The 21895-nt window shown below is 71.3% G+C and carries 17 protein-coding genes and 6 pseudogenes; 12 read left to right on the forward strand and 11 right to left on the reverse strand.

Annotated elements, in window-relative coordinates:
- Positions 1 to 40 precede the first annotated feature (40 nt).
- A pseudogene (locus HS99_RS40960) lies at positions 41 to 241 on the forward strand (IS110 family transposase); the annotation flags it as partial.
- A 24-nt stretch (positions 242 to 265) separates the two neighbouring features.
- Here the strand turns inward: HS99_RS40960 and HS99_RS11050 are convergent.
- Positions 266 to 1066: a ricin-type beta-trefoil lectin domain protein gene (locus tag HS99_RS11050; protein ID WP_078938644.1), complete on the reverse strand. Its 801-nt coding sequence runs from the start codon at positions 1064 to 1066 to the stop codon at positions 266 to 268.
- A 32-nt stretch (positions 1067 to 1098) separates the two neighbouring features.
- Here HS99_RS11050 and HS99_RS11055 point away from each other — a divergent pair.
- A pseudogene (locus HS99_RS11055) lies at positions 1099 to 1257 on the forward strand (transposase); the annotation flags it as partial.
- A gap of 51 nt (positions 1258 to 1308) precedes the next feature.
- Positions 1309 to 1874, forward strand: a pseudogene (locus tag HS99_RS11060) (hypothetical protein).
- A gap of 168 nt (positions 1875 to 2042) precedes the next feature.
- Here HS99_RS11060 and HS99_RS11065 read toward each other — a convergent pair.
- The gene (locus HS99_RS11065) at positions 2043 to 2690 is read right to left on the reverse strand and encodes an SIMPL domain-containing protein (RefSeq protein ID WP_046385853.1); all 648 of its coding nucleotides are present in this window, start codon (positions 2688 to 2690) and stop codon (positions 2043 to 2045) included.
- Positions 2691 to 2847: 157 nt separating this feature from the next.
- Here HS99_RS11065 and HS99_RS11070 point away from each other — a divergent pair, with 157 nt between their 5' ends.
- Positions 2848 to 3507, forward strand: coding sequence for a class I SAM-dependent methyltransferase (locus HS99_RS11070; RefSeq protein ID WP_030558442.1), 660 nt, complete (start codon positions 2848 to 2850; stop codon positions 3505 to 3507).
- Here HS99_RS11070 and HS99_RS44760 read toward each other — a convergent pair.
- Positions 3498 to 3992: a hypothetical protein gene (locus tag HS99_RS44760; protein WP_050366503.1), complete on the reverse strand. Its 495-nt coding sequence runs from the start codon at positions 3990 to 3992 to the stop codon at positions 3498 to 3500. The two genes, HS99_RS11070 and HS99_RS44760, sit on opposite strands and share 10 nt — an antisense overlap.
- Before the next feature lie 444 nt (positions 3993 to 4436).
- Here HS99_RS44760 and HS99_RS11080 point away from each other — a divergent pair.
- From HS99_RS11080 to HS99_RS11105, 6 genes and pseudogenes are all read left to right on the forward strand, one after another.
- Positions 4437 to 4766 (forward strand): annotated as a pseudogene (locus HS99_RS11080) (heavy metal translocating P-type ATPase); the annotation flags it as partial.
- Positions 4763 to 5032, forward strand: a complete 270-nt coding sequence (locus tag HS99_RS11085) for a hypothetical protein (RefSeq protein ID WP_141763695.1) — start codon at positions 4763 to 4765, stop codon at positions 5030 to 5032. The pseudogene HS99_RS11080 and the gene HS99_RS11085, both read left to right, overlap by 4 nt.
- Before the next feature lie 367 nt (positions 5033 to 5399).
- On the forward strand, positions 5400 to 6761 hold the full coding sequence (locus HS99_RS11090) for an MFS transporter (protein WP_046386163.1): 1362 nt from the start codon (positions 5400 to 5402) through the stop codon (positions 6759 to 6761).
- A gap of 41 nt (positions 6762 to 6802) precedes the next feature.
- Entirely contained in the window at positions 6803 to 8635 is a 1833-nt protein-coding gene (gene asnB, locus HS99_RS11095; protein ID WP_030289158.1) for an asparagine synthase (glutamine-hydrolyzing), read from the forward strand.
- Between the two features lie 40 nt (positions 8636 to 8675).
- Positions 8676 to 9947 carry a cytochrome P450 family protein gene (locus HS99_RS11100; protein ID WP_046386164.1) on the forward strand — a complete coding sequence of 424 codons (1272 nt, stop codon included), beginning with the start codon at positions 8676 to 8678 and terminating at the stop codon, positions 9945 to 9947.
- A gap of 119 nt (positions 9948 to 10066) precedes the next feature.
- Positions 10067 to 11011, forward strand: coding sequence for an L-tyrosine/L-tryptophan isonitrile synthase family protein (locus tag HS99_RS11105; RefSeq protein ID WP_232543318.1), 945 nt, complete (start codon positions 10067 to 10069; stop codon positions 11009 to 11011).
- 64 nt (positions 11012 to 11075) lie between these two features.
- Here the strand turns inward: HS99_RS11105 and HS99_RS11110 are convergent, their stop codons facing one another.
- From HS99_RS11110 to HS99_RS11130, 5 genes are all read right to left on the reverse strand, one after another.
- Positions 11076 to 11885, reverse strand: a complete 810-nt coding sequence (locus HS99_RS11110; RefSeq protein ID WP_043389411.1) for an ABC transporter ATP-binding protein — start codon at positions 11883 to 11885, stop codon at positions 11076 to 11078.
- Positions 11885 to 12943, reverse strand: coding sequence for a FecCD family ABC transporter permease (locus tag HS99_RS11115; RefSeq protein WP_030556761.1), 1059 nt, complete (start codon positions 12941 to 12943; stop codon positions 11885 to 11887). The genes HS99_RS11110 and HS99_RS11115 overlap by 1 nt, the downstream gene beginning before the upstream one ends.
- A complete protein-coding gene (locus HS99_RS11120) occupies positions 12943 to 14361 on the reverse strand; it encodes an ABC transporter substrate-binding protein (RefSeq protein ID WP_158876589.1) in 1419 nt (472 codons plus the stop codon). The genes HS99_RS11115 and HS99_RS11120 overlap by 1 nt, the downstream gene beginning before the upstream one ends.
- Before the next feature lie 102 nt (positions 14362 to 14463).
- Positions 14464 to 15225, reverse strand: a complete 762-nt coding sequence (locus tag HS99_RS11125; RefSeq protein ID WP_030289172.1) for a YcnI family copper-binding membrane protein — start codon at positions 15223 to 15225, stop codon at positions 14464 to 14466.
- Between the two features lie 154 nt (positions 15226 to 15379).
- Entirely contained in the window at positions 15380 to 16105 is a 726-nt protein-coding gene (locus HS99_RS11130) for a hypothetical protein (protein WP_141763696.1), read from the reverse strand.
- 517 nt (positions 16106 to 16622) lie between these two features.
- Between HS99_RS11130 and HS99_RS11135 the strand changes: the two are divergent.
- Positions 16623 to 16877, forward strand: a pseudogene (locus HS99_RS11135) (low molecular weight phosphatase family protein); the annotation flags it as partial.
- Between the two features lie 439 nt (positions 16878 to 17316).
- A complete protein-coding gene (locus HS99_RS46480) occupies positions 17317 to 19233 on the forward strand; it encodes a putative Ig domain-containing protein (protein ID WP_046385832.1) in 1917 nt (638 codons plus the stop codon).
- 229 nt (positions 19234 to 19462) lie between these two features.
- Here HS99_RS46480 and HS99_RS11145 read toward each other — a convergent pair whose 3' ends face one another.
- The 3 genes and pseudogenes from HS99_RS11145 to HS99_RS11155 form a co-directional block, all read right to left on the reverse strand.
- Positions 19463 to 20635, reverse strand: a complete 1173-nt coding sequence (locus HS99_RS11145; RefSeq protein WP_050366501.1) for a polysaccharide deacetylase family protein — start codon at positions 20633 to 20635, stop codon at positions 19463 to 19465.
- On the reverse strand, positions 20628 to 21389 hold the full coding sequence (locus HS99_RS11150; RefSeq protein WP_305953109.1) for a TIGR03943 family putative permease subunit: 762 nt from the start codon (positions 21387 to 21389) through the stop codon (positions 20628 to 20630). Before HS99_RS11150 ends, HS99_RS11145 begins: the two co-directional genes overlap by 8 nt.
- Positions 21377 to 21865, reverse strand: a pseudogene (locus tag HS99_RS11155) (permease); the annotation flags it as partial. The gene HS99_RS11150 and the pseudogene HS99_RS11155, both read right to left, overlap by 13 nt.
- Between the last annotated feature and the right edge of the window lie 30 nt (positions 21866 to 21895).

The raw sequence follows: 21895 nt of genomic DNA on the forward strand, positions 1-21895 counted from the left end.
CCAACGAGGCCAGGACAGCACGACCTCGTAAGGGATCAACGTGATCGACACCGGCGATGTGGACGTCTTCCTCGGCCTGGACGTCGGCAAGGGCGAGCACCACGGAACCGCCGTTAGCCGGGCCGGCAAGCGGGTCTTCGACAAGCGGCTGCCGAACAGCGAACCCAGGATGCGGGCCGTTCTGGACAAGCTCATCGCCAAGCACGGCACCGTCCTGGTCGTGATCGACCAGCCCGCCTCGACGGCGGACGGCGACCACGGGTCATCAGACGGGCAGGACCCAGATCTGGTTGGCCTGGTTGGCCTCGCTCGCGCCGCAGCCGTCGACGATGATCGGGGTGGCGTCCGTGGTGTCGGACGCGTAGTCGTCCACGCACAGGTGCAAGCCGGTGTTCTGCAGGTAGCCGTTGCGCTGGTAGGCCCATTGCTCGCTGGCCCTTCCATCGCAGGGGTTCAGCACGGCCCAGTAGCCCACATGGCGGCTGTCGTTGCTCCGGTAGGCGGCGTCGAGGCAGGCTCCGAGGGTGCGGACGGTGCCGTCGCCCGGCATCGTCCAGCGCTGGTTGGCGCCGCCGTGGCAGCTGTAGAGGGTGACGGGGTTGTTCGGGTCCGTGCCTGCGTACGCGTCGTCCAGGCACTTTCCACCGATGCCGGCGATCTGTCCGGTGGGCTGCTGGCCGACGCAGCCCGCACCGGGGGTCACGCGGAAGATCGCCGTGCCGTGCGCGGGGATCGAGGTGCTGATCGTGCCGGTGCTGGAGAACCTCGTCCCGGTCCACAGGTCCTTGACGCCGGCCGAGCACCCGCCGCCCTGGAAGCCGACGGCATCGAGCGTGGTGCCGGCGGTGATGGTGCCGGTGCCGCGGTTGAGCAGGGCGACGGCCCGGTCCCCGTTGGCCAGCGGGCGGGAGAGGACGTCGACGGTGCCGTTCCGGGAGACGATGCCCGCCTGCTTGCCGAGCGGGTCCTGGTCGATGGCGATGATGTCCGTGTTGGACAGCGTCGCCAGTGACGCGGCGGAGAGGTTGGGGATGTCGGTGCTGAGGATCAGTGGCGAGGCCATCATCGACCACAGCGCGAACTGGCTGCGCCGCCACCGGCCTCGCGCGCGACCGCGCCGGCGTCGACCACGCCCTCACCCTGCCCTGGCACAACGGCCGTACCGAGGGCGTCAACAACAAGATCAAGCTGCTCAAACGGCAGACCTATGGCCGCGCCGGACACCGCCTTCTACGCCAGCGCATCCTGCTCAGCTGACCCAGAGCCGAGGGCGATCACCGACTACGAAAATCTTGTAAGAGCCGTTCGCTGGACAGACCCTCGCGCTACTACTCCTTCGACTCGCGGTGGTCACCGACGGAGGAGATGGCGTCGATGCGCAACGGTTCGGGGGATGAGTACTCGATCGTCTTCGCTCCAGCCGGTGTGTACCTCCGGGGCTTCGACCATGAGTCGCCGATGAGCCCCTACGCCGAGGACGGAGTGTGGCCGGGCGTGGTGGACTCCGTTCACGAAGAGTCCGGTCGTGCGTCGAGGAACCCGCGTTCAACGACGACGGCGTACCGACGGTGACGGCCTGCCTGTGGCGTAGGACGACTGATGAGAGTTGGCAGACGGGGGAGATCGACTTCCCGGAGGGCCATGTCGACCCCGACGGGGCCGACTGGTTGTTCCGGCTCCTCGCCGACCGATCTCCGGAGGCGTACGCGAGCTTCGCCGTCGACTACTACGAGGTCCCAGTTGGCCTGGATGCCGTCCGGCACATCTGTGCACTGCGGCCACTCACCGATGACGTGGTCCGTGCCCTCAACGCCGAGCTGACCCTCCCGGGCCTCGCCGAGGACATCGCCGAGATCGGCTACCCCACAACGTAGGAACCGGGGACAGCCACAGGTGGGCTGTCGGTGCCCACCCGCGGCCAACTGTCCTCGCGTCGGCGGCTCGGCATCAGAATGCGGTGATCCGTGGGTGCTCGTATGGACCGGTGTGGGCTACCTACGATCGTCGGCCGGTGATCGGATCAGGGCTCAGTGTGTGCGTGGTCAGCCGCTGATGAGGGAGAAGCCGATGACCACTCCTGCTGAGATGCTGATCTTGCCGGGGGTGAGGTCACCGTCCCCGCTGCCGTCGCCGCTGGAACGGTGACTGCGGTAGCTGTTCTGCAGATGGTCGGAGTCGATGTCCTTGATGTGGATGACAGGGCCGAGTCGGGCTCCGGCTGCCTCCGCGTAGAGCGCTGCCTTCTCCCGTGCGGCTGCGACGGCGGCCGCGCGGGCCATGGCTCGCAGCTCCTTCTTGGCCTGAACGTCGAAGGTGACCCCGTCGACCTGGTTGGCTCCGGCGTCGACCACGTCCACCAGGACCGTCTCCAGCCTGTCCAGCTCCCGGAGCTCGATCACGAACGAGGCAGTGCACTCGTAGCCGAGGAACTTGCGCTCGCCGCCGTACGTCCAGGAGGACTTCAGGTCCAACTGGGACGTGGAGACCGCGGAGTCGGGGACGTTGTGGTTCCGCAGGGCCTCGCGGACCTGGTTGACCGCTGCCCGGGTGACCTCGAAGGCCTCACCGGGCTTCTGCCGTGTCTGGTTGATTGCGACCCGCAGCCGAGCGAGGTCCGGTGCGGCGTCCACGCTGGCAGCGCCGAAGACGGACATGCCCCAGGGGTTCTCTATGGATTGAGTGTCGTTCATGGCATGAATCCAACCAGCCGGGTGTGCCTTTCGGCAGGTGGATTTCCGTGGCAAGAGGGCTGGGCTGCCGGCGCTGGCTGGAGGACGACGCAGATGAGTGGGTCGCTTGCGGGGAGGCCCTGACCTCAGCGGCCTGCCGGTCGATAGCGTGTCCGACATGGTGACCTTGCTGAGCGATGATGAGCTGGAGCGCTCGCCGGTGGTGGCGAATCGGGCGATGAACCGCGAACGGGCCCTGACCGGCGTCAACAGCTACGCGCGTGAACTCGGCCTCGACCCGGCCCAATGGCTGCTCGACCGGCCCGAGCTCGGGTCGTGGCTGGACCTGTGCAGCGGTGAGGGACTGGCCTTGACGGCGGCGGCAGGTCGACTGCCGGCCGCCACGGTTCTCACCGGGGTCGACCTGGTGGGCCCAATTGGCCTGCGGCGTGTTGCACCAAACGTCCGGCTGATCGTGGCCTCGCTCGCTGACTGGGCGCCCCGGCAACCGTATGACCTGATCACCTGTGTGCACGGGCTGCACTACATCGGCGACAAGCTTGGTCTGCTCGGCCGAGCTGCCGGTTGGCTCAGCCCCGACGGACTGTTTCTCGCCCAGCTCGACCCGGCCTCACTACGCCGTGTCGACGGTCGGAGTCTGGCGAGGCCGGGGCTCGCGGCGCTGCGGGCGGCCGGGTTCGAGTATCAGCCGCGGCGGCATTTGCTGACGCTGCGAGGTCGGCGGAGCGTCAGGCTCCCGTTCGACTATCTCGGTGCAGATACGACTGCCGGACCCACCTACACGGGTCAGCCCGCAGTGGCGTCCTACTACGGCTGAGCCAACTTCACTGCCGCGCGCATCTCCTCCGCCCAGATACGCCGTGGATCGAGGTGCAGTTCGTTCTGCATGAGGCAGTCCGCCACGAGAGTGCCTACCGGATTGCCGCACGCGCACAGCTGGTTCGGGCCGTACATGCCGCTCGGTCCGCAGCAGCCGATCCATGGCTCCCGTTCGGGGGAGTCGTGGAGTGCGACGGCGTCGTCAGGGTGGAGGACCACCGTGTCCCTTGGGCCTGCGGATTTGAGAAACGCACCATTGCGGACCACGGTCATGTTCGCCATCGCGGCGACCGCTTCCTGTGGGTCGTCGTTCGGGATGAACGGTGCGCCGAACGGCTCCGGGTCGACGGCATAGCAGCCGCGCGGCACGGTGGAGGGCGCGATCTGCTGCTCCACCGGCTCGGGCCGCGTCGGGAACGGCGTGAGCGGCGTCAATGACTCGGTCAGAGGCTGGTTGCAGCGCACACAGCGGAAGACCGTCACAGGCTCGCCTCCACGTGGGGCTGCGGCCGGAACTCGTGCACCACCTCGATGCGGCCGACAATGTGCCGGTTGAACTCGTCCAACTCCTCCGCCGGCAACCACAGTTCGAGGATCGTGCGTCCGCCGGCCTGCCTGAGGCGGAATGTGCAGGGCGGGCACGCCCGGGATCATCGCGATCCCGAGGCCGGCCAGCACCAGCAGGGACGGGGCGGGCACACGCAAACGCCCGGCGAAAGTGGCCACGGTGGTGGCCAGGACGACCAGGAGCAGGATGATCCCCACGGCGTGCATCAGCGGCAGGCTCCATCACAAAGAGCGGGGCGCCGCCGCCCTATCGCCGCAGTCGTCCCCCGAGCCGACCAGACTTCCCGGCACACCTGAGGCGGTCATTTTATCGGGATGTTAGCGGGGGTGTCAGTCAGGGAGTCGGGGCTGCCGACTCCCGCCGCCGCGCCCGCCGCCGCCGCCCTCGGCATCGCTATGGGCTCCGGCACCGACGCCGCGATCGGCGCGGCCAGGCTCACCCTGGTGCGCGGTGACATCGACTCCCTGGTCACCGCCGTCCGTCTCGCCCGGCGCACCCTCGGCACCATCCGCGCCAACCTGGCCTGGGCCTTCGGCTACAACGACGTGCTGTTGCCGCCCGCCGCACTCGGCCTGCTCAACCCGATGATCGCGGCGCTCGCCATGTCCGCCAGCTCCGTGCTGGTGGTCGCCAACAGCCTGCGCCTGCGCACCTGGCAGCCCGTCCCGGCCCGGCGGGGCACGCGGTGAACCGCCGCGCCGTGGCGGCGCTCGCGCCGCTCGCCGTCGCCGCCACCCTCGTCCTGCTGACCGCCTGGAGCGCGGCCGGCCGGGCCGGCCGGGGAGCGCCCGTGGCGGCGCTGGACGCGAAGGTCATGGTGCCCGCAGCCCCGGGTGCGCCCACGGCCGCGCTCGTCGTCCTGCGCAACCCCGGCGACATACTGGAGCGCCTGACCGGTGCCCGCTGGGGCGCCGTGTCCGTGCCCCCGGGCGGCCTCGGCGCGCCCGGGCGCTGACTCCGGAGCCGCTGACGAGCACGTCCGGTACCCGGAGGCGGCGGCTGCCGAACTACGGTGTCCCGCCGAGCCCTTCGAGAAGCAGCAGGGACCAGTCCACCGGGACGCACCGGGCCGACCGGGCCGCCCCTTCGGTCTCCCTACCGCTGCCAGCCAGCGCCGGTCCGAGTGGCGCGGTTCCCGGCACGGTGCCGTCCCCATGTTCGTAAAAGAATCACGCAACTGTTCGGAACTTCCCGGGGTTCCGGTCCGACTCGTGTGCCGGGCGCCGTTGCCGACGGCGCCCGGCACACGAGGAAGGACAGGGCATGCGGCTCAACGAACGCTCGTCGCGCCGGTTCGGACCCGCCGTCAAGGGGATCGCCCAGTGAGCGCGCCGACGGCACAGCAGGTGCCGCAGGTGGCGGACCGGTGGAGCCTGGTCGCGGTTGCCGGGATGCTGTCGTTCGTGGCGATGCTCGACATGAACATCGTAAACATCGCGCTCGCCGACGTCGCCGACGGCTTCCACATATCCGCGCAGACCGCCCAGTGGGCCGTGCTGGGCTACCAGCTCCCGCTGGTGGCGCTGCTGCTTCCCGCCGGCCGCTGGCTGGACGCCGTCGGCACCCGGCCGGCCGTACTGACGGCCGTCGCCGGGTTCGCGCTGGGCAGCGTCGCCGCCGCGGCGGCGCCCTGGGCCGGTGCGCTGATCGCGGCACGGGTCGTCCAGGGTGCCTTCGGCGCCGTGCTGTTCGTCCTGATGCCGGTGCTGGCGATGCGCTCGGTCCGGCCGCAGCTGCGGGCGCGGGTGATGAGCGTGCCCGCGACGCTGGGCCCGCTCGGCGCCGTCACCGGCCCGGCCCTGGGCGGGCTGCTGCTCGACCACTTCGGCTGGCGGGCCATATTCCTCGTCAAGCTCCCCGTCTGCCTGGCCGCCTGGCTGCTCGCCCGCCGCCACGTCCCGGCCGGGGGTGTCCTGCGCGCACCGGGCCGGGCGGAGCTCGCGGACGCGGGCCTGATCGGGGGTTCCGTCGCCGCGGTGCTGCTGGGGCTCACCCTGTCGGCCGACTCGGTCGCCTGGCTGCTGCTGGCGGCACCCGCTCTCCCGCTGGTCCTGTGGTGGCTGCGCCGGGGCGGAGGGCGCCCGGTCCTGGCCGTCCTGCGGGAGAACCGTACGGCGGGGCTCAACACCGCGGTCCTGGCCGTCGCGGCGGCCTTCGCGGTGGTGCACTATCTGCTCGCCCTGCACCTGCAGCGCGACGAGGCCGAGAGCGCCACCGCCACCGGCCTGACCATTCTGTGCTTTCCCCTCGCCATGGGGATCGGCGGTCCGCTCGGCGGCCGGCTGGCCGACCGCTTCGGCGCCCGGTCCACCGCTACCGCCGGGGTCGCGCTCACCGCGTTCGGCTTCCTGCTGCTGGTGCCGCTCGGCGACTCCTGGAGCCTGCCGGACGTCGCCTGGCGACTGGCCCTGGCCGGGGCCGGGATGGGCCTGTACGGCGGGCCTACCCAGACCCTGGTGATGAGCGCCGCGACCCCGGCGACGACGGCCACCGCGAGCTCCACCGTCCAGCTGGCCCGCAGCCTCGGCTTCACCCTCGGCCCGGCCCTCGCCACGGCCTCCTGGAGCCTGGGCGGACCCGGTGCGGCCGGTCTGCACACCGGCATCGGACTCGCGGCGGCCGGCGCCTGCCTCGCCGTCGTCCTCCTGGCGTCACACGGCCGCCCCGCGGCCCGTACAGCCTGAAACCCCCTACTTCCAACCCAGTTCACGACAGGAGCACACGCATGTGCGGAATCACCGGCTGGGTGTCCTTTCACCAGGACGTCCGCCACATGGCCCCCGTCATCGAGGCGATGACCGCCACCATGGCCCTGCGCGGCCCCGACGCCGGCGGCGTCTGGCTCGGTGGCCACGCCGCGCTCGGCCACCGCCGCCTCTCGGTGATCGACCTTGCCGGCGGCACCCAGCCCATGACCGACCGCCCGGACCATCCGCAGGTGGTGCTCACCTACAGCGGCGAGGTCTACAACCACCACCGGCTTCGCGCCGAACTGCGCGGCAGAGGGCACCACTTCGTCACCCGTAGCGACACCGAGGTGGTGCTGCGCGCCTACCTGGAGTGGGGCGACGCCCTAGTCGACCAGCTGGAAGGCATGTACGCCTTCGCCATCTGGGACGAACGCCAGCAGCGGCTCCTCCTGGTGCGCGACCGGCTCGGCGTCAAGCCGCTGTTCTGGACGACAGTCGACGGCGGCCTGGTGTTCGGCTCCGAACCCAAGGCGCTGTTCGCCCACCCCGAAGTCACCCCCACCGTCGACGCCGACGGTCTGCGCGAGGCCTACAGCCTGCTCTTCAACACCGGCCCCACCGTATGGGCCGGCGTGCGCGAGGTGGAATCCGGCGCGCTGCTCGTCCTCGACCGCGACGGCGTCCGGGAGCGCCGCTACTGGGAACTGACCGCCCGCCCGCACACCGACGACCTCGCCACCACCACCGACCGGGTCCGCTCCCTGGTCAATCGCGCCGCGCGCACCCAGCTGGAGGCGGACGTCCCACTGTGCAGCCTGCTCTCCGGCGGCCTCGACTCCACCGTCGTCACCGCCCTGATCGCCGACGAACTGCGCCTTCGCGAAGGCGCACAGGCCAAACTGCGCTCCTACGCCGTCGACTACAGCGACCAGGCCGAACAGTTCACCGGCGACGTGCTGCGCACCGGCCACGACACCCCGTACGCCGCCGAGGCAGGCACCTTCATCGGCACCGAACACTCCACCGTCGTCCTCGACCCGCGCGCGCTGCTCGACCTGGAGAACCGGCGGGCCGTCGTGGTCGCCCGGGACTCGCCGATCGGTGTCGGCGACATGGACACCTCGCTCTACCTGCTGTTCGGCGAGATCCGCAAGCACTCCACGGTCGCGCTCTCCGGTGAGGCCGCGGACGAGGTGTTCGGCGGCTACCCCTGGTTCCACACCCCCGAGGCGCTCGCCGCGCGGGCCTTCCCCTGGCTGCTCGTCACCGGCGACGACGCCGCCATGCCGCTCAACCCCGACCTCGCCGCCCACCTGCGCATCCGCGAGTTCCGCGAGGACACCTACCGCAGCTCCCTCGCCGCCGTCCCGCACCTGGACGGCGAGAGCCCGGCCGAGCACCGCCAGCGCGAGATGCAACACCTCTCGCTCACCCGCTGGCTGCGCCAACTCCTGCACCGCAAAGACCGGCTCAGCATGGCCCAGGGCCTGGAGGTCCGCGTCCCCTACTGCGACCACCGCCTCGTCGAGTACGCCTTCAACACCCCCTGGGCGATGAAGAACCACGACGGCCGGGAGAAGAGCCTGCTGCGCGACACCGGCCAGGGCATCGCCCCGGACTCGGTGCTGTGGCGGCCGAAGAACCACTACCCGGCCACCCACCACGCCGACTACAACGCCGGCCTCCAGCGGCTCGCCCGGGAGGCGCTGGACGCGCCCTACGTACGCGACATCGCCGACGAGACGGTCATCAAGGCCACCCTCGACACCCCCGCCGACCAGCTGGCATGGGGTCACCGCCTGCGCCTGGAGCGGGTCGTCGACCTCGCGCTCTGGCTCGACCACCACCGCCCCGCCCTCTCCCTCTGAACCCCTCTCCACCGCACCACCCCTACCGGAGGAAACCGGCATGACCACCCCCGACCGTACCGAGGGCCGCTGCCCCGTCACCGGCGCCACCGCCGGCGAACCCATACCCCTGTACGGTGCCGCGTACAAGACCGATCCCTATGACCTCTACGAGCGGATGCGCGACGCGGGACCCGTCCACCGGGTGCGCTTCCCCTCCGGGATCGCCGCCTGGCTGGTCACCGGCTACGAGGCCGCCCACTCCGCGCTCAACGACCCGCGCCTGGGCAAGAACCACCGCCTGGGCAATGACAACTGGCGGTCGCTGGCCTCGATCATGCCCGAGCCCCAGCACTCCCAGCTCCAGGTGCACCTTCTGCACCAGGACCCGCCGGAGCACACCCGGATGCGCCACCTCGTCCTGAACGCCTTCGCCCCACGCCGGGTGGAATCCCTGCGGCCCCGGTTCCATGAGATCGCCGACAGCCTCGTGGACGAGCTGCCAGCCGAGGGCGGCGCCGACCTGGTGGCCGGCTTCGCCGCGCACTACCCGTTCCGGGTCCTCGCGGAGGTCATCGGCCTGCCCCCGGAGCTCGCCGCCCGCTTCGACCGCGACTGGGGCAAGGTCGTCCAGCCCGTCGGGCCCCAGGACCCGGGCCGCCCCGCCTACGAGGCCCGCCTGCTCGGCCTGCAGACCTACATCGCCGACGTCGTCGCCCACAAGCGCGAGCACTGGGAGGACGACCTCCTCTCCCGACTGGTCCTCGCCAAGGACCGCAAGGAGCTCACCCAGGCCGAACTCGACTCGATGATCTTCCAGCTCCTGGTCGCCGGCCAGGAGCCCGTCACCAACCAGATCACCACTATGATCATCACTCTGCTCCGCCACCCCGAGCAGCTGGCGCGCTTGCGGGACGAGCCGGACCTGATGCCCCGGGCGATCGAGGAACTCCTGCGCTACGACAGCGCCTTCGAGCTCACCACCTGGCGCTTCTTCGCCGAGGACAGCGACCTGCACGGCACCCGGATCCCGGCCGGCGACTCCGTCATCGTCTCGCTGTGCGCCGCAAACCGCGACGGCGAACAGTTCCCGGACGCCGACACGCTCGACCTGGAGCGCAGCCCTAACTCCCACCTGGCCTTCGGCCACGGCATCCATTTCTGTCCCGGCGCCGCCCTCGCCCGCGCCGAACTCCAGATCGCCATCGTCACCCTGCTCACCCGCCTGCCCGGCCTGCGGCCCGCGGGCTCCCTCGACGACCTGACCTGGATCCCGGCCGTCCTCGCCCGCGGCGTCAACCAGCTTCCCGTCGCCTACGACAAGCGCATCTGACCGACCCGGCAACACCGCGAGCCCCAACCCGCCCGTCGCAAGCGTCCTGGCCCGCCCGCCCCCACCGGAGGGTGCGGGCGCCGGGACGCCATCCCGCCATGCCCTCACGGAGAAGCCGCATGACCACCACCGGTACCGCCACGCCCATGTCCAGAGACGTCCGGCAGATCAGCGCCGCCGTCCTGGAACTGCTCCTGCCCCACCGCCGGGCCACCGACACCGCCACCCCGGCCACCGTCGACGACTTCCCCGAACAGCTGCGCCAGATAGGCGAGGTCGCTGAGCAGGGCGACCCGATCGTGTTCACCCTGCCCGGCTTCCCCTGCAAGTCCCCCAGCCCCGACAAGGTCCTCGGTCACCTCCCCGACGAGGGCGAACGGCTCTCCCTCACCTTCCTCGACGACCTGTGCCGCGCGGTCGGCGAGGTGTACGAGCCGGGCGCGCGGATGGAGATCTGCTCCGACGGCCACATCTTCGGCGACCTGATACGCGTCCCCGACCCGCAGATCGACGCCTACTCCGACGAACTCACCGCCGTGATCCGGCGCGAGGGCCTGACCCACCTGTCCGTCTTCGACCTTCGCGACGTGCTCGGCGACCTCCCGTACGACGAGAAGCGCGCCCGCGTCCACGCCGCCCACGCCCCGACCGTGGAGGAATTGCGCGCCGAGGTGAAGAGCGATGACCACGCCCGCGCCCTCTACTGCGGCATCACCCGCTTCCTCACCGAGGACACCGTCGACTTCACCGGCACCAAGTCGGCCCTCCAGCGCGAATGCCGGCAGCGCGCCTACGGCGTCATCCAGCGCAGCCGCGCCTGGGGCGACCTCATCGCCCAGCACCACCCCCGCACCGTCCGCCTGTCCATCCATCCCCAGCCGCGCGGCGCCGCAAAGTTCGGCATCCGCCTGCTCGACGCCCCCGACGCCTGGACCACCCCGTGGCACTCCGCCGCCCTCCACCGGCTCGACGGCAGCTGGCAGCTGATGCGCCGGGCCGACGCCGAGCGGCAGGGCACCCTGGTGCTACGCGACGGCCGGCCCAGCCACTTCGAGGCCTCCTGACCACCTCCGGCAGTGCAGGTGGCCCCCGGTCCCGTGGGGGGAACGGGGGCCACCTGCACCGATCTCACACCGTGACGGGTGACTCCTCCGCAGGCGGGGCGGGCATGGTCTTCCGGTGGTCGAAGGCGATCAGAGGATCCCCGGTCAGCGGGTGTTCGACCACGGCGGCCCGCACCCCGAACACCATCGCCAGCAAGTCCGGGGTGAGAACCTCCAGGGGTGTCCCGGAGGCGACGAGAGCGCCGTCGTGCAGGACGTGGAGCCGGTCGCAGAGCGAGGCCGCGGCGTTCAGGTCGTGCAGCGAGATCAGCGTGGTGCGGCGCTGTTCGCGCAGCAGGGCGAGCAGCTCCACCTGGTGCTGGACGTCGAGGTGGTTGGTCGGCTCGTCCAGCACCAGGACATCCGGCTGCTGGGCGAACGCCCGCGCGAGCAGGACCCGTTGGCGCTCGCCGCCGGACAGCTCCGCGAACCGATGCTCCGCGTAGGCCTGGAGACCGACCCGCTCCAGGGCCTCGGCCACCGTCGCGTGGTCGCGTTCGTCGTCGCCGCCGAAGGCCCGCTTGAACGGGGTGCGGCCCATCGCGACGACCTCGCGCACGGTGAACTCGAAGTCCGAGCCGCGCTCCTGGGGCAGCGCCGCGATGTGCCGGGCCGCCTGGGCCGGGGCCATGGACCGGACGTCCCGGTCGGCCAGCAGCACCCGCCCGGCGTGCGGGCGCAGATGCCGGTAGACGGTGCGCAGCAGGGTGGACTTGCCGCTGCCGTTGGGCCCGACGAGACCGGCGATCTCGCCCTCGGCGGCGATCAGGCCGACGTCGGAGAGGACGTCGCGCCCGCCGAGGGTGACGGTGATGTCCTCGACGGTGATCCTCATCAGCGTTCCAGCTTCCGGTCGAGGAGGTACAGCAGGACGGGTGCGCCGATGACGGCGGTCACGACGCCGATCGGCAGTTCCTGGGTGTCCAGGGCGGTGCGGGCGACGGTGTCGACGGCCACTAGGAGGACGGCGCCGGTCAGGGCGGACAGCGGCAGCAGCCGGCGGTGGTCGCCGCCCACGACGAGCCGGCACACGTGCGGCACCAGCAGGCCGACGAAGCCGATCGCGCCGGAGACCGCCACCAGGACGCCGGTGAGCAGGCTGGTGACGGCGAACAGTTCACGGCGCAGCCGGGAGGGGTCGACGCCGAGGCCGGCGGCGGTCTCGTCGCCCATCAGCAGCGCGTTGAGGTGCCGGGCGCGGCCCTGGAGGGCCAGCCAGCCCAGGGCGACGGCGGCGGCCGGGACAGCGAGTTGGTCCCAGGTGGCGGCACCGAGGCTGCCCATCAGCCAGAACAGCACGCCCCGGGTCTGTTGTTCGTCGCCGGCCTGGAGGATGAGGAAGCTGGTGAAGCCGGAGAGGAACTGCCCGATGGCCACCCCGGCGAGGACCAGGCGCATCGGGGCGAAGCCGCCGCCGCGCCGGGCGATCGCCCAGACGAGGGCGAAGGAGGCCAGGGCTCCGGCGAACGCGGCGGCCGGGACGCCGAAGCCGAACGCGAAGCCGGTGCCGGCGCCGAGGACGATGACGGCGACCGCGCCGAGCGAGGCGCCGGAGGAGATGCCCAGTAGGTAGGGGTCGGCGAGCGGGTTGCGGACCAGGGCCTGGACGGCGGTGCCGACCAGGCCGAGTCCGGCTCCGACGATCGCGGCCAGCAGGGCGCGGGGCACCCGCAGCTGCCAGACGATCAGGTCCCGGGTGCCGGCTTCCGGAGCCGAACCGGTGAGCCGGTGGCCGACGACGGTCCACACCTCGCGGACGGGGATGTCCACCGCACCGAGGGAGACGGCGAGGGTGAGGGCGAGGACCAGGGCGAGGGAGAGCGCGGACGCGACGAGGCCGGCCCGCGCGGTGCGCGTGGGCCGGCGGCCGGTCGCCGCGGTGGCGGCGGTCACTACTGGGCGTCCTTGACCTGGTCGGGGAAGAGGGTGTGGGCGATCTGTTGGACGGTGTCGGCGTTGCGGGTGCCGGCGATGGTGGTCACTTCGGAACCGATGCGCACGAAGTGGCCTTCCTGGACGGCCTTGAGGCCCTTGGTGGCGGGGAACTCGCGCAGGAACTTCTCCGCGTCGTCGAAGGCCTTCTTGTTCTCGGCGTCGCTGCCGCGGTTGCGCACCCCGAGCTGGATCCAGTCGGGGTTCCTGGCGACGACGTCTTCCCAGGAGACGGGCTTGAAGTCGCCGTCGACGTCGCCGAACACGTTGCGCGCGCCGGCCAGGGTGATCACCGCGTTGGCGACCTGCCGGTTGCCCACCGCCATCGGCTGCTTGGTGCCCGCGTCGAAGTCGAAGAAGAAGTAGCCGGGGCGCTTGTCCGCCGCCACGCCCGCCAGCGCGGTCTTCACGGCGCCGACCTTCTTCTCCATGTCCGCGACCAGCGCGTCGGCCTTGGCCGAGGTGCCGGTGACCTGGCCGAGGCTCTTGATGTCGCCCTCGACGCCGGTCAGGTCCCGCACCGTGGTTGGGGCCGTGGCCGCGCAGGCGGTGGAGTGCAGGAAGACCCGCTTGATCCCGGCGGCCTGGTACTCCTGGGCGGTCGGGGCGGTGCCCATGCCGCCGCCCATGCCGCCCATGTCGGCGAAGGTCTCCACGTACAGGTCCGCGCCGGAGCCGAGCAGTTTCTCCTTCGGGATCACCATGTCACCGAGGACCGGGACCTTTGCTCCGGCATCGGCGACGTCGGCGGGCAGCGTGCCCTTGCCGGGCGGGAAGCCGGTTCCGATGACTCTGTCGCCCGCGCCGAGCTTCAGCAGCATCTCCAGGCTGGAGGCGTTGCTGGTGACGATCTTCTTCGGCGCGGAGTCGAACACCGTCTCCTTCCCCGCGCAGTCAGTGACCTTGACCGGTGCCGCCGCGGCCGAGGAGGCCCCGCCGTTCGCCGCAGTTGCACCGGCGTCGCCGGACTCGGCGCTCCCGCCGCTGCCGCAGCCCGTCACGAGCAGGGCGACGGCGGCGGCCATGCCGCACAGAACACGAGAACGCATGGAACTCTCCTGGGACGATCCGGGTGCGAGGGGTCCGCCGTGTGCGGACCCGGCACTGGTAGTCGGACCGTGGCCCGGAAAAGTTCCGAAGAACGTCCGAAAAATCCCCCGCGCCAGTTCGGTCGCCGGGCGCCACCGCGCGGGCAGCGGGATCACGCCGTGCCTGACGTTGTGCGGGGTGGTGTACCAGAACAGCGGGATCGTGGCGATCCACACGACTATGCAGTACGGGCAGACCGCGCCGATCTCGTACAGCGTCTGGTCCGTCAGCCAGGTGACGAAGCCGACCCCGAACAGGGTCCCGGCCTGGAGGCCCAGCCAGAACCACATGCGGCCGAGCATGGCACGGCCTGTTCAATTCCGACCCCGCCAGTCCGCGGGTTGCCGGGCGGGGTCGGTGCGGGACGCGCGTCCCGCACCGACCCCGGACTCTTACGCCGAGGCGTCCGCGCCGGTGCCGCGACCGCGGCGGCCGATCACGACGCCCGCCACCGCGCCGAGGACGCCGACCACGATGCCCGCGATGCCCAGTGCGCGGGCGGTGGAGTCGCTGCCGCTCGCCTTCGCGGTCGCGGTGCTCGTCGGGTTCGCCGGCGCCGGGTCGGCCTTGGCGCTCGCCGCGGCGCCGGGGGCGGGAGCGTCGGAGTCACCGGCGGTGGCGGCGGTCAGCTTGAGCACCGGCGCCGGGTTCTTCGGCTCGGGCTGGCCGTCCTGGGGCTCCTCGATCCAGCGCACCACGGTGCCGTCGCTGTAGGTCTGCAGGGCCTTGAAGACGACCTTGTCCGTGCCGTCGGGCAGCGCGCCGAGGTCGACGGTGAAGTCCTGGAAGTGGCCGGGGGCGATCTGGCCGCCGGTCCAAACGACCTGGGAGACGGCGTCGGTGATGTCGCCGTCGTCGGTGTGGATCGGGGTGGCGAGCTTGGTGGTCTGGATCGCGTCGGTCCACCCCGGCACCGGCGCGACCTTGACGGACGGGATCGGGTGGTCGGTGGGGAAGTCGATCTCGACCTTCACCGTGCTGTTCTTGTCGTCCTCGTCGGGCACGCGGAACGCGAAGGTCTGGTCGGTCGCGTTCTTGGGCACGCTGTTCGGCTGCACGATGACGTGCGCGGACGCCGGTACGGCCGCGGCCAGCACGGTCGCGGCGCCCAGCGCGAAGGCGGCGGCAAGACGCTTCTTGGGGGACAGGTTCATGGCTGTGTGGTCTCCGGGTCGGAGGCACGAGCACACCGGTACGCACGGGCGGCGGGCGCGCGGGTGAACCGGCGCCGTTGCCCGTGGAAGCGGAGCACGCGTGAGTGATCAGGGGGAAGACGGACGGCCACGATCACGGAGCGTTGCGCTCCGGTCAGGCGGCCGGGACCGGTGGCGGACCTCGCCTGATCACCGCATGCCGCAGCAGCGCCGACTGCGGGACCCGCCGTTGGCCGTCGGCGGACGCGAAGCGCACCGCCCTTGCCCGCGACCGCCCGTCCACCCCGCAGCGCAGCACCGCGAACAGGGCCAGCAATCCGTGCAGCGGCGCCGCACAGGCGTGAGCCGTCGCGGTGACGGCTCCGGCGGTGAGCCGGACGAGCCGCCAGACGGCCGCCTCGCCCCGCTGCAGCCACCAGCCCGCCGCGACGGTCGCCGCGAGGTGCGCGACCAGCATCGCGGGACTCAGTCCCAGGTGCAGCGCGTGGCACCAGAAGGCGGCGTGCGTGGCCGCCGCGACGGCATGCGGAGCCCCCGTGCTTCCCGCCGCCACATGCGGAACCGCCGCTCCGGAGTGCCCACCGCCCGTCGCCAACATGCCGGGCATGTGGGCCATTCCAGGCATATCACCCATATCGGGCGCATGGCCCGAACCGTCCGCGCCCGCGGGCCTCGGAGGCGGCCGCAGGGACTGCGCGGCATGGAAGAGGACGTGCAGGCCCGCTTGGCCAGCGGCCAGACCGCCGACGATCGCGCCCATCGAACGCTCCCGCCGTGCCCCCGTCACCGCGGCGACAGTGGTGAGAACCCACCCGAGCAGCAGTGCGCCCAGAGGCACCGGGCTGCCGGACTCCAGTGCGTGCCCGGCTGCGGCCAGCACGACGCAGACCGTCGCGAAGGGCAGGGCCCGCAGTACGCGAAGGTCGAGCGCGGCGACACGTACCAGCGCGGGTACGGGCTCGGTTCTCGGGGCAGACATGGCCGGGACATCATGGCATCCGCGTCCACCACCCCGGGCGGGCTCCCCCCTATCGTTTCCCACCTGACACGCGCGGCCACCGGAGCGACGCATCGGGTGAGCACGGCCGAGCGAACGGGCACACCCCGCGGCGCCGTGACCGGCACCCGCCATCGACAAGCGGAGGTTCCCGTGCCCGAGTCCATGCACGAGCCGGTGGCGAGGTTCTGCGGAAACGGCAACTGCGGCTGCCCGCATGTGTTCGTCGACCCCGACGCGCGGAAGAGCGCCGTATCCGGATCACTGCCGACTTCGGCCAGCAGATCCAGCTGAGCGCCGAGCAGTTCCGCGACCTCCTCGACCCGGCGAAGACCGGTTCCCTCGACCCGGTGACGACCATGGCGGGCTGACGGGCCGGTCCGGCGTCAATCTTGAGCCCTTGGCCGAGGTCGGCACCGACATCTCCGCCGAGACTACGAAGATCCTCACCGCCGAAGCCGTCCAGGCCTCCGACATCGTGATCACCATCGACTGCGGCGACGCCTGCCCGTCCTTCCCCGGCAAGTGCTACCTCGACTGGAAGCTCGACGACCCGGCCGGCCAGGGCGTCGACACCGCCCGCCCGATCCGCGACCGGATCGAGTGGCGCATCCGCGGACTGCTCGCCGACCTCGGCGTCGAGGCCGCCGTATGAACGACGCCCGGTCGTGAGAACGACCGCCGTCACGCCCGAGCACCGCGACCATGTCCTGGCGATCCATCAGAAAATCTCTTTGCTGAATTCTCGTTAGATTCTTCCATTGTCAATGGTTTCGGCGGCGCGCAAATCCTTATTTTGCGCTATCCGTTGACTGAGGCCTGTCACCGCTGCTTTTCTTCGGTTCACGCCCCCTGCCGAAGCCCTCGGGCCGGCGGCCGGCGCTGGTTCCGCTGTTCCACCATCGCTTGGTGCTCAGTTAGCTGACGCGGCGTCGGTCATTGCGCGTCAGCCCCCCCACGGCACTACCGGCTAGCACGGGCCGCCCTCGATTCTATGCGCCTCTCGCCCGTGTGATCGCCGTACCCCGTCATGCCAAGAGCCGTCATCCGGGCCGACCGGCGCCGGAGACGGCGGGAGAGAGGATCCCCCACACATGGGCGTTCCCCGTAGCCGTGCGAGCAGAAGGCTGGCCCTGGCCGCCGTCGCCTCGCTGTCCCTCGTCACAGCCGCGCTGACAACCGGCGGCGCCGCCCAGGCGGCGGACCAGCCGGTGTCGTCGCAGAGCGGCACCGTGACCAACCCGTACAGCCCCGCGTACCAGCACCCCTACCGCCACGGCGCGGTACCCACCATCGCGCAGAACGAGAAGATCAAGCAGTGGGCCGCCACCCACCAGGAGAACAGCGCCGATGCGGCCACCGGTCCGCAGACCCTCTCCTACGGCGGAGGGATCGACGGCATCGGTGTCCAGAGCGGCCACTCCAAGGTCTACCTGGTCTTCTACGGAAACCAGTGGGGGACCCAGAGCACGGACGCCAACGGGAACGCGAAGTTCTCCGGCGACTCGGCCGGTGCGGCGGGCGCCGCCCAGCAGATGTTCAAGGGCATCGGCACCGGCAACGAGCTGTGGTCCGCGGACCTGACGCAGTGGTGCGACGGACCGAACGTGGCTGCGGGCGCCACCAGTTGCCCCTCGAACGCGAACTTCATCCCGTACCAGGCCGGTGGCGTCCTCGCCGGCGTGTGGTACGACAACGCGGCGGCGTCGCCGAGCGCGGCCACCGGCCACCAGCTCGGCCAGGAAGCCGTCAACGCCGCGGCGCACTTCGGCAACACCACGGCGGCGGCCAACCGCGACGCCTACTACGTGATCCTGTCGCCGCACGGCACCAACCCCGACAACTACCAGAACCAGTACTGCGCGTGGCACGACTACAACGGTGACACCACGCTCACCGGCGGCGCGGTGACCTCCCCGTACGGCGACGTCGCGTTCAGCAACCAGCCCTACAACATCGACTCGGGCGCCGGCTGCGGCGTCGGCTTCGTCAACTCGCCCGGCACGCTGGACGGCTTCACGATGACCCTCGGCCACGAATGGCACGAGATGATGTCGGACCAGAACCCGGCCGGCGGCTGGACCAACCACGTGAGCGGCAGCTCCTACAACGGCCAGGAGAACTCCGACGAGTGCGCCTGGCTGTCCCCGGGCACCACGGGCGGCGCGGCCAACATCACCTTCGGCAGCTTCGGCACCTGGGCCGAGCAGGCCAGCTGGTCCAACGACACCAACTCCTGCGCCATCTCCCACCCGATCGTGGGCGGCGGCTCGACGGGCAACACGGTGACCGTCACCAACCCCGGCAACCAGACCACCGCGCAGGGCAGTTCGGTCAGCCTGCAGATCCAGGCCGGTGACTCGGCCTCCGGCCAGAGCTTCACCTACTCGGCCACCGGCCTGCCGACCGGCCTGTCCATCAACTCCACGACCGGCCTGATCACCGGCACCGCCACCACCACCGGCAGCTACAACGTCACCGCCACCGCCAAGGACACCACCGGAGCCAGTGGCTCCACCAGCTTCGGCTGGACGGTCACCGGCACCGGCGGCTCCTGCACCCCGGCCCAGCTGCTCGGCAATCCCGGCTTCGAGACCGGCTCCGCCGCGCCGTGGACCACTACCAGCGGCGTCATCGACAACTCGACGTCCGAGCCTGCCCACAGCGGCTCCTGGAAGGCCTGGCTGGACGGCTACGGCACCTCGCACACCGACAGCCTGTCCCAGACCGTCACCATCCCGTCGGGCTGCAAGGCCAGCCTCAGCTACTGGCTGCACATCGACACGGCCGAAACCACCACCACCGCCCAGTACGACAAGCTCACCGTGACCGTCAACGGCACCACAGTGGCCACGTACTCCAACCTCGACCACAACACCGGCTACGCCCAGAAGACGATCGACCTGTCGGCCTACGCCGGGCAGAGCGTCACCCTCAAGTTCAACGGCGTGGAGGACTCCTCCCTCCAGACCAGCTTCGTGATCGACGACACCGCGATCCAGACCAGCTGACCCCTGGCCCGTCCGAACGTTCGGCCCGGCGGCTCCTTGCCGCCGGGCCCACCCTTTGGGTGGTCGGCCGACGGCGACGGCAGCCGGGGGTGACGAGGCGGAGGAGGTCCGATCGCGGCCTGAGCACTGCCCCACCGGCGCCGCGGCGCGGCGGTGACCCTCTTGTCTACAGGTGACGAGTCGGACTGCGGTGGCACTGGCGTCCACTCCGCGGGACAGGTTCGAAACGCTACGGACCGACGGCGGCAGCCCAGTTGGGTGAACTCGTCGGTCCGAGAGCTCGGAGGCGGTCGAGGACGGTCGGGTCCTGGGCGTCGAGCCAGTCGGCGAGTTGGCGGAAGGAGACGCAGCGGACGCCGTCGCGGTGGCAGAGGTCCTTCATCGTCGTCTCGGCGCTCTGGAGCTCGGGTGCGTGGCGGGGGTCGAGGTCGGTGTCGATGACGAGTGGTGCACGGCTGCCGTGGTAGACGCGGTCGAAGGCGTTCTGGTAGGTCTGCGGGGTCCGGTCGGTGGACAGTACCTCGTGCGCGTCGGAGGCGTCGGGGATCCGCTGGAGCGGGAAGTCCCAGGTGCCGTCGGTCTGCGTCGGCCAGCGCTGGGTGCCGCCCGGCGAGCTGGCGTCGTAGCGCCAGCCGGCGTCCTTCTCGGCGGGGAGCAGATTGGGCCGGCCCTCCAGACACGGGGCGCGGCCGCCGGCCAGATCGGTCTGGTAGTCGAAGGGCAGCGGGGGCAGGTCGGTGAAGCCCGTTCCGGTCTTCCAGAAGTTGACCATCGAATAGCCCTGGCCGATTTCGCTCTGCCAGTCGGCGGTCGACCAGTCCCGGCCGCCTTTGGGGCCGCAGAACTGGCCGATGAAGCCGTCGGCGATCTCGTCGCCGTCCAGCCAGGCGCGGCCGAGCTGCTGCAGGGTCGCGCGGACCTGGGCGTCGGTGGGGAAGGGGACGGCGGCGGTGCCGGCCTCGTGCTGCGGCGGCTGGTACTGCCAGCGCTTGGTGGCGGGGAGCAGGTCGATGCCGCGCAGGAAGAACGTCACGTCGGCGCCGCTCGCCTTGGCCGACGTGCGGGCTCGCGAGAACAGGTGGTTGTCGTCCTCGGTGGGGGCGTCGAAGGAGAAGACCACGAACTGCGGCGGCTGCTCGCCGGGCTTGAGCCGGACGGGAGTCGGCCGGCCCGGCTGCGGGCCGGTGTCGGAGGTCGACCCGTCGCCGAGCACGGTGACGGTCGGGTCCGTCGCGTCGGCGCTGGGCGTGGCCGCGGCGTCGGGCGTGACCGGGCCGCTTCGCTGGTCGGGGACGGCGGGCATGAAGGCGAGCGCGGCGACGACACCGAGCGTGAGTACGGTGGCCGTGCCGCGACGGGGGCCCGTGGGTGTGCCGGTCGGAGCCGACGGGCGCTCACTCATAGGGGTTCTCCGGTTCGGCGATCCGGCGGATCTGGTTCGCGGTCAGGGTGGGAACCGCGCCGTCCTGGCCGCTCGCCCCGTCCGGCTGCCACTCGCCGGTCACCTCGACCCACGCGCCCTCGGGCGGTGCGTCGGCGCCGCGGATCACGACCTTGCTGCTGGACGCGTCGGCGGCGCAGCAGGAGATCGTCAGCCGGGCGAGGTCCCAAGTCCCGTCGCCGGAGCCGGGGGTGGCGAAGCCGGTGAGCCGGATCCGGTGGCCTTTGAGTGAACCGCTGCTGTCCCAGAGCGCGCGGGAGTCGAAGTCGGCGAGCCGCATGCTGACCGGGTCGGTCGTGGGCAGCGGTGCGAAGCCGCCCGCCGCCTCAGCGGGTCTGACGGCGGTGTTGTCCGAGTGCTGCGCGGTGAAGGCGCCGAGCGCCCGGGGCTGGAGCAGGTAGATCGCCAGGACGGGCAGGAGCAGCAGCCACGCCGTACGGGGCGCGCCGTGGTGGTCGTGGCCGTGCCCGTCGTGGCCCTTGGGTCCGTCGTGGGCATCGGGCCCGTCGTGGCCGGGGCGGAGCAGCTTCCGTGCGGCGCTGACCGCGCCGACGAGCCCGACCGCCACGAGCAGGACGCCGCTCGCGATCAGGTACGGCCGCAGGCCCTCGCGGACGTACCGCAGGTACAGCTCGCTGAAGAGCGAAATGTGCAGCACCGCCGCGCCGAGCAGGATGTGCAGCAGTGCCCGGACCTCGCGCGTCACAGGAGCCACCAGCCGGTGAGGGTCGCCGCGGTGACGGCGACGACGAAGGTGGTGGCGCTGAAGCGCCAGGCGAAGGCCCGTCCGAAGGTGCCGGCCTGGAGGGCGATCAGTTTGGCGTCCACCATCGGGCCGACGACCATGAACGCGAGCTTGGCGGTGGTGGAGAAGGAGGTCAGCCCGGCTGCGACGAAGGCGTCCGCCTCCGAGCAGACCGCGAGCAGGACGGCGAGCACGGCGAGCGCCAGGACGTCGACGCCCGGCAGCCCGGCGAGGCCTTTGAGCAGGTCGCGCGGCACGGCGACGTTGAGGGTGGCCGCGGTCATCCCGCCGATCACCAGGGAACCGCCGGCGTGCAGGAAGTCGTGTTCCAGCGAGGCGCGGAAGGCCGCCCAACCGGTCGGGCCGTGCGATATTCCCGGTCCGCACGACCCACGGCCCGCGGCCGCGTTCGGCCTGCGGCGCCACACCTGCCTTGACGCTGTGGCGCAGTAGCGCGATGGCGGGTCCGCGCCACG

Origin of the sequence: Kitasatospora aureofaciens (genome assembly GCF_001188955.3) — a bacterium.
Lineage (GTDB): Bacteria > Actinomycetota > Actinomycetes > Streptomycetales > Streptomycetaceae > Kitasatospora > Kitasatospora aureofaciens.

What these genes read in the sequence shown, in the direction of transcription:
- HS99_RS46480 (WP_046385832.1), top strand. Translation starts at nt 17,317, where the DNA reads ATGGGCGTTCCCCGTAGCCGTGCGAGCAGAAGGCTGGCCCTGGCCGCC.
- asnB (WP_030289158.1), top strand. Translation starts at nt 6,803, where the DNA reads ATGTGCGGAATCACCGGCTGGGTGTCCTTTCACCAGGACGTCCGCCAC.
- HS99_RS11125 (WP_030289172.1), bottom strand. Translation starts at nt 15,225, where the DNA reads ATGAACCTGTCCCCCAAGAAGCGTCTTGCCGCCGCCTTCGCGCTGGGC.
- HS99_RS11065 (WP_046385853.1), bottom strand. Translation starts at nt 2,690, where the DNA reads ATGAACGACACTCAATCCATAGAGAACCCCTGGGGCATGTCCGTCTTC.
- HS99_RS11050 (WP_078938644.1), bottom strand. Translation starts at nt 1,066, where the DNA reads ATGATGGCCTCGCCACTGATCCTCAGCACCGACATCCCCAACCTCTCC.
- HS99_RS11105 (WP_232543318.1), top strand. Translation starts at nt 10,067, where the DNA reads ATGACCACCACCGGTACCGCCACGCCCATGTCCAGAGACGTCCGGCAG.
- HS99_RS11070 (WP_030558442.1), top strand. Translation starts at nt 2,848, where the DNA reads ATGGTGACCTTGCTGAGCGATGATGAGCTGGAGCGCTCGCCGGTGGTG.
- HS99_RS11100 (WP_046386164.1), top strand. Translation starts at nt 8,676, where the DNA reads ATGACCACCCCCGACCGTACCGAGGGCCGCTGCCCCGTCACCGGCGCC.
- HS99_RS11110 (WP_043389411.1), bottom strand. Translation starts at nt 11,885, where the DNA reads ATGAGGATCACCGTCGAGGACATCACCGTCACCCTCGGCGGGCGCGAC.
- HS99_RS11120 (WP_158876589.1), bottom strand. Translation starts at nt 14,361, where the DNA reads ATGTGGTTCTGGCTGGGCCTCCAGGCCGGGACCCTGTTCGGGGTCGGC.
- HS99_RS11145 (WP_050366501.1), bottom strand. Translation starts at nt 20,635, where the DNA reads ATGAGTGAGCGCCCGTCGGCTCCGACCGGCACACCCACGGGCCCCCGT.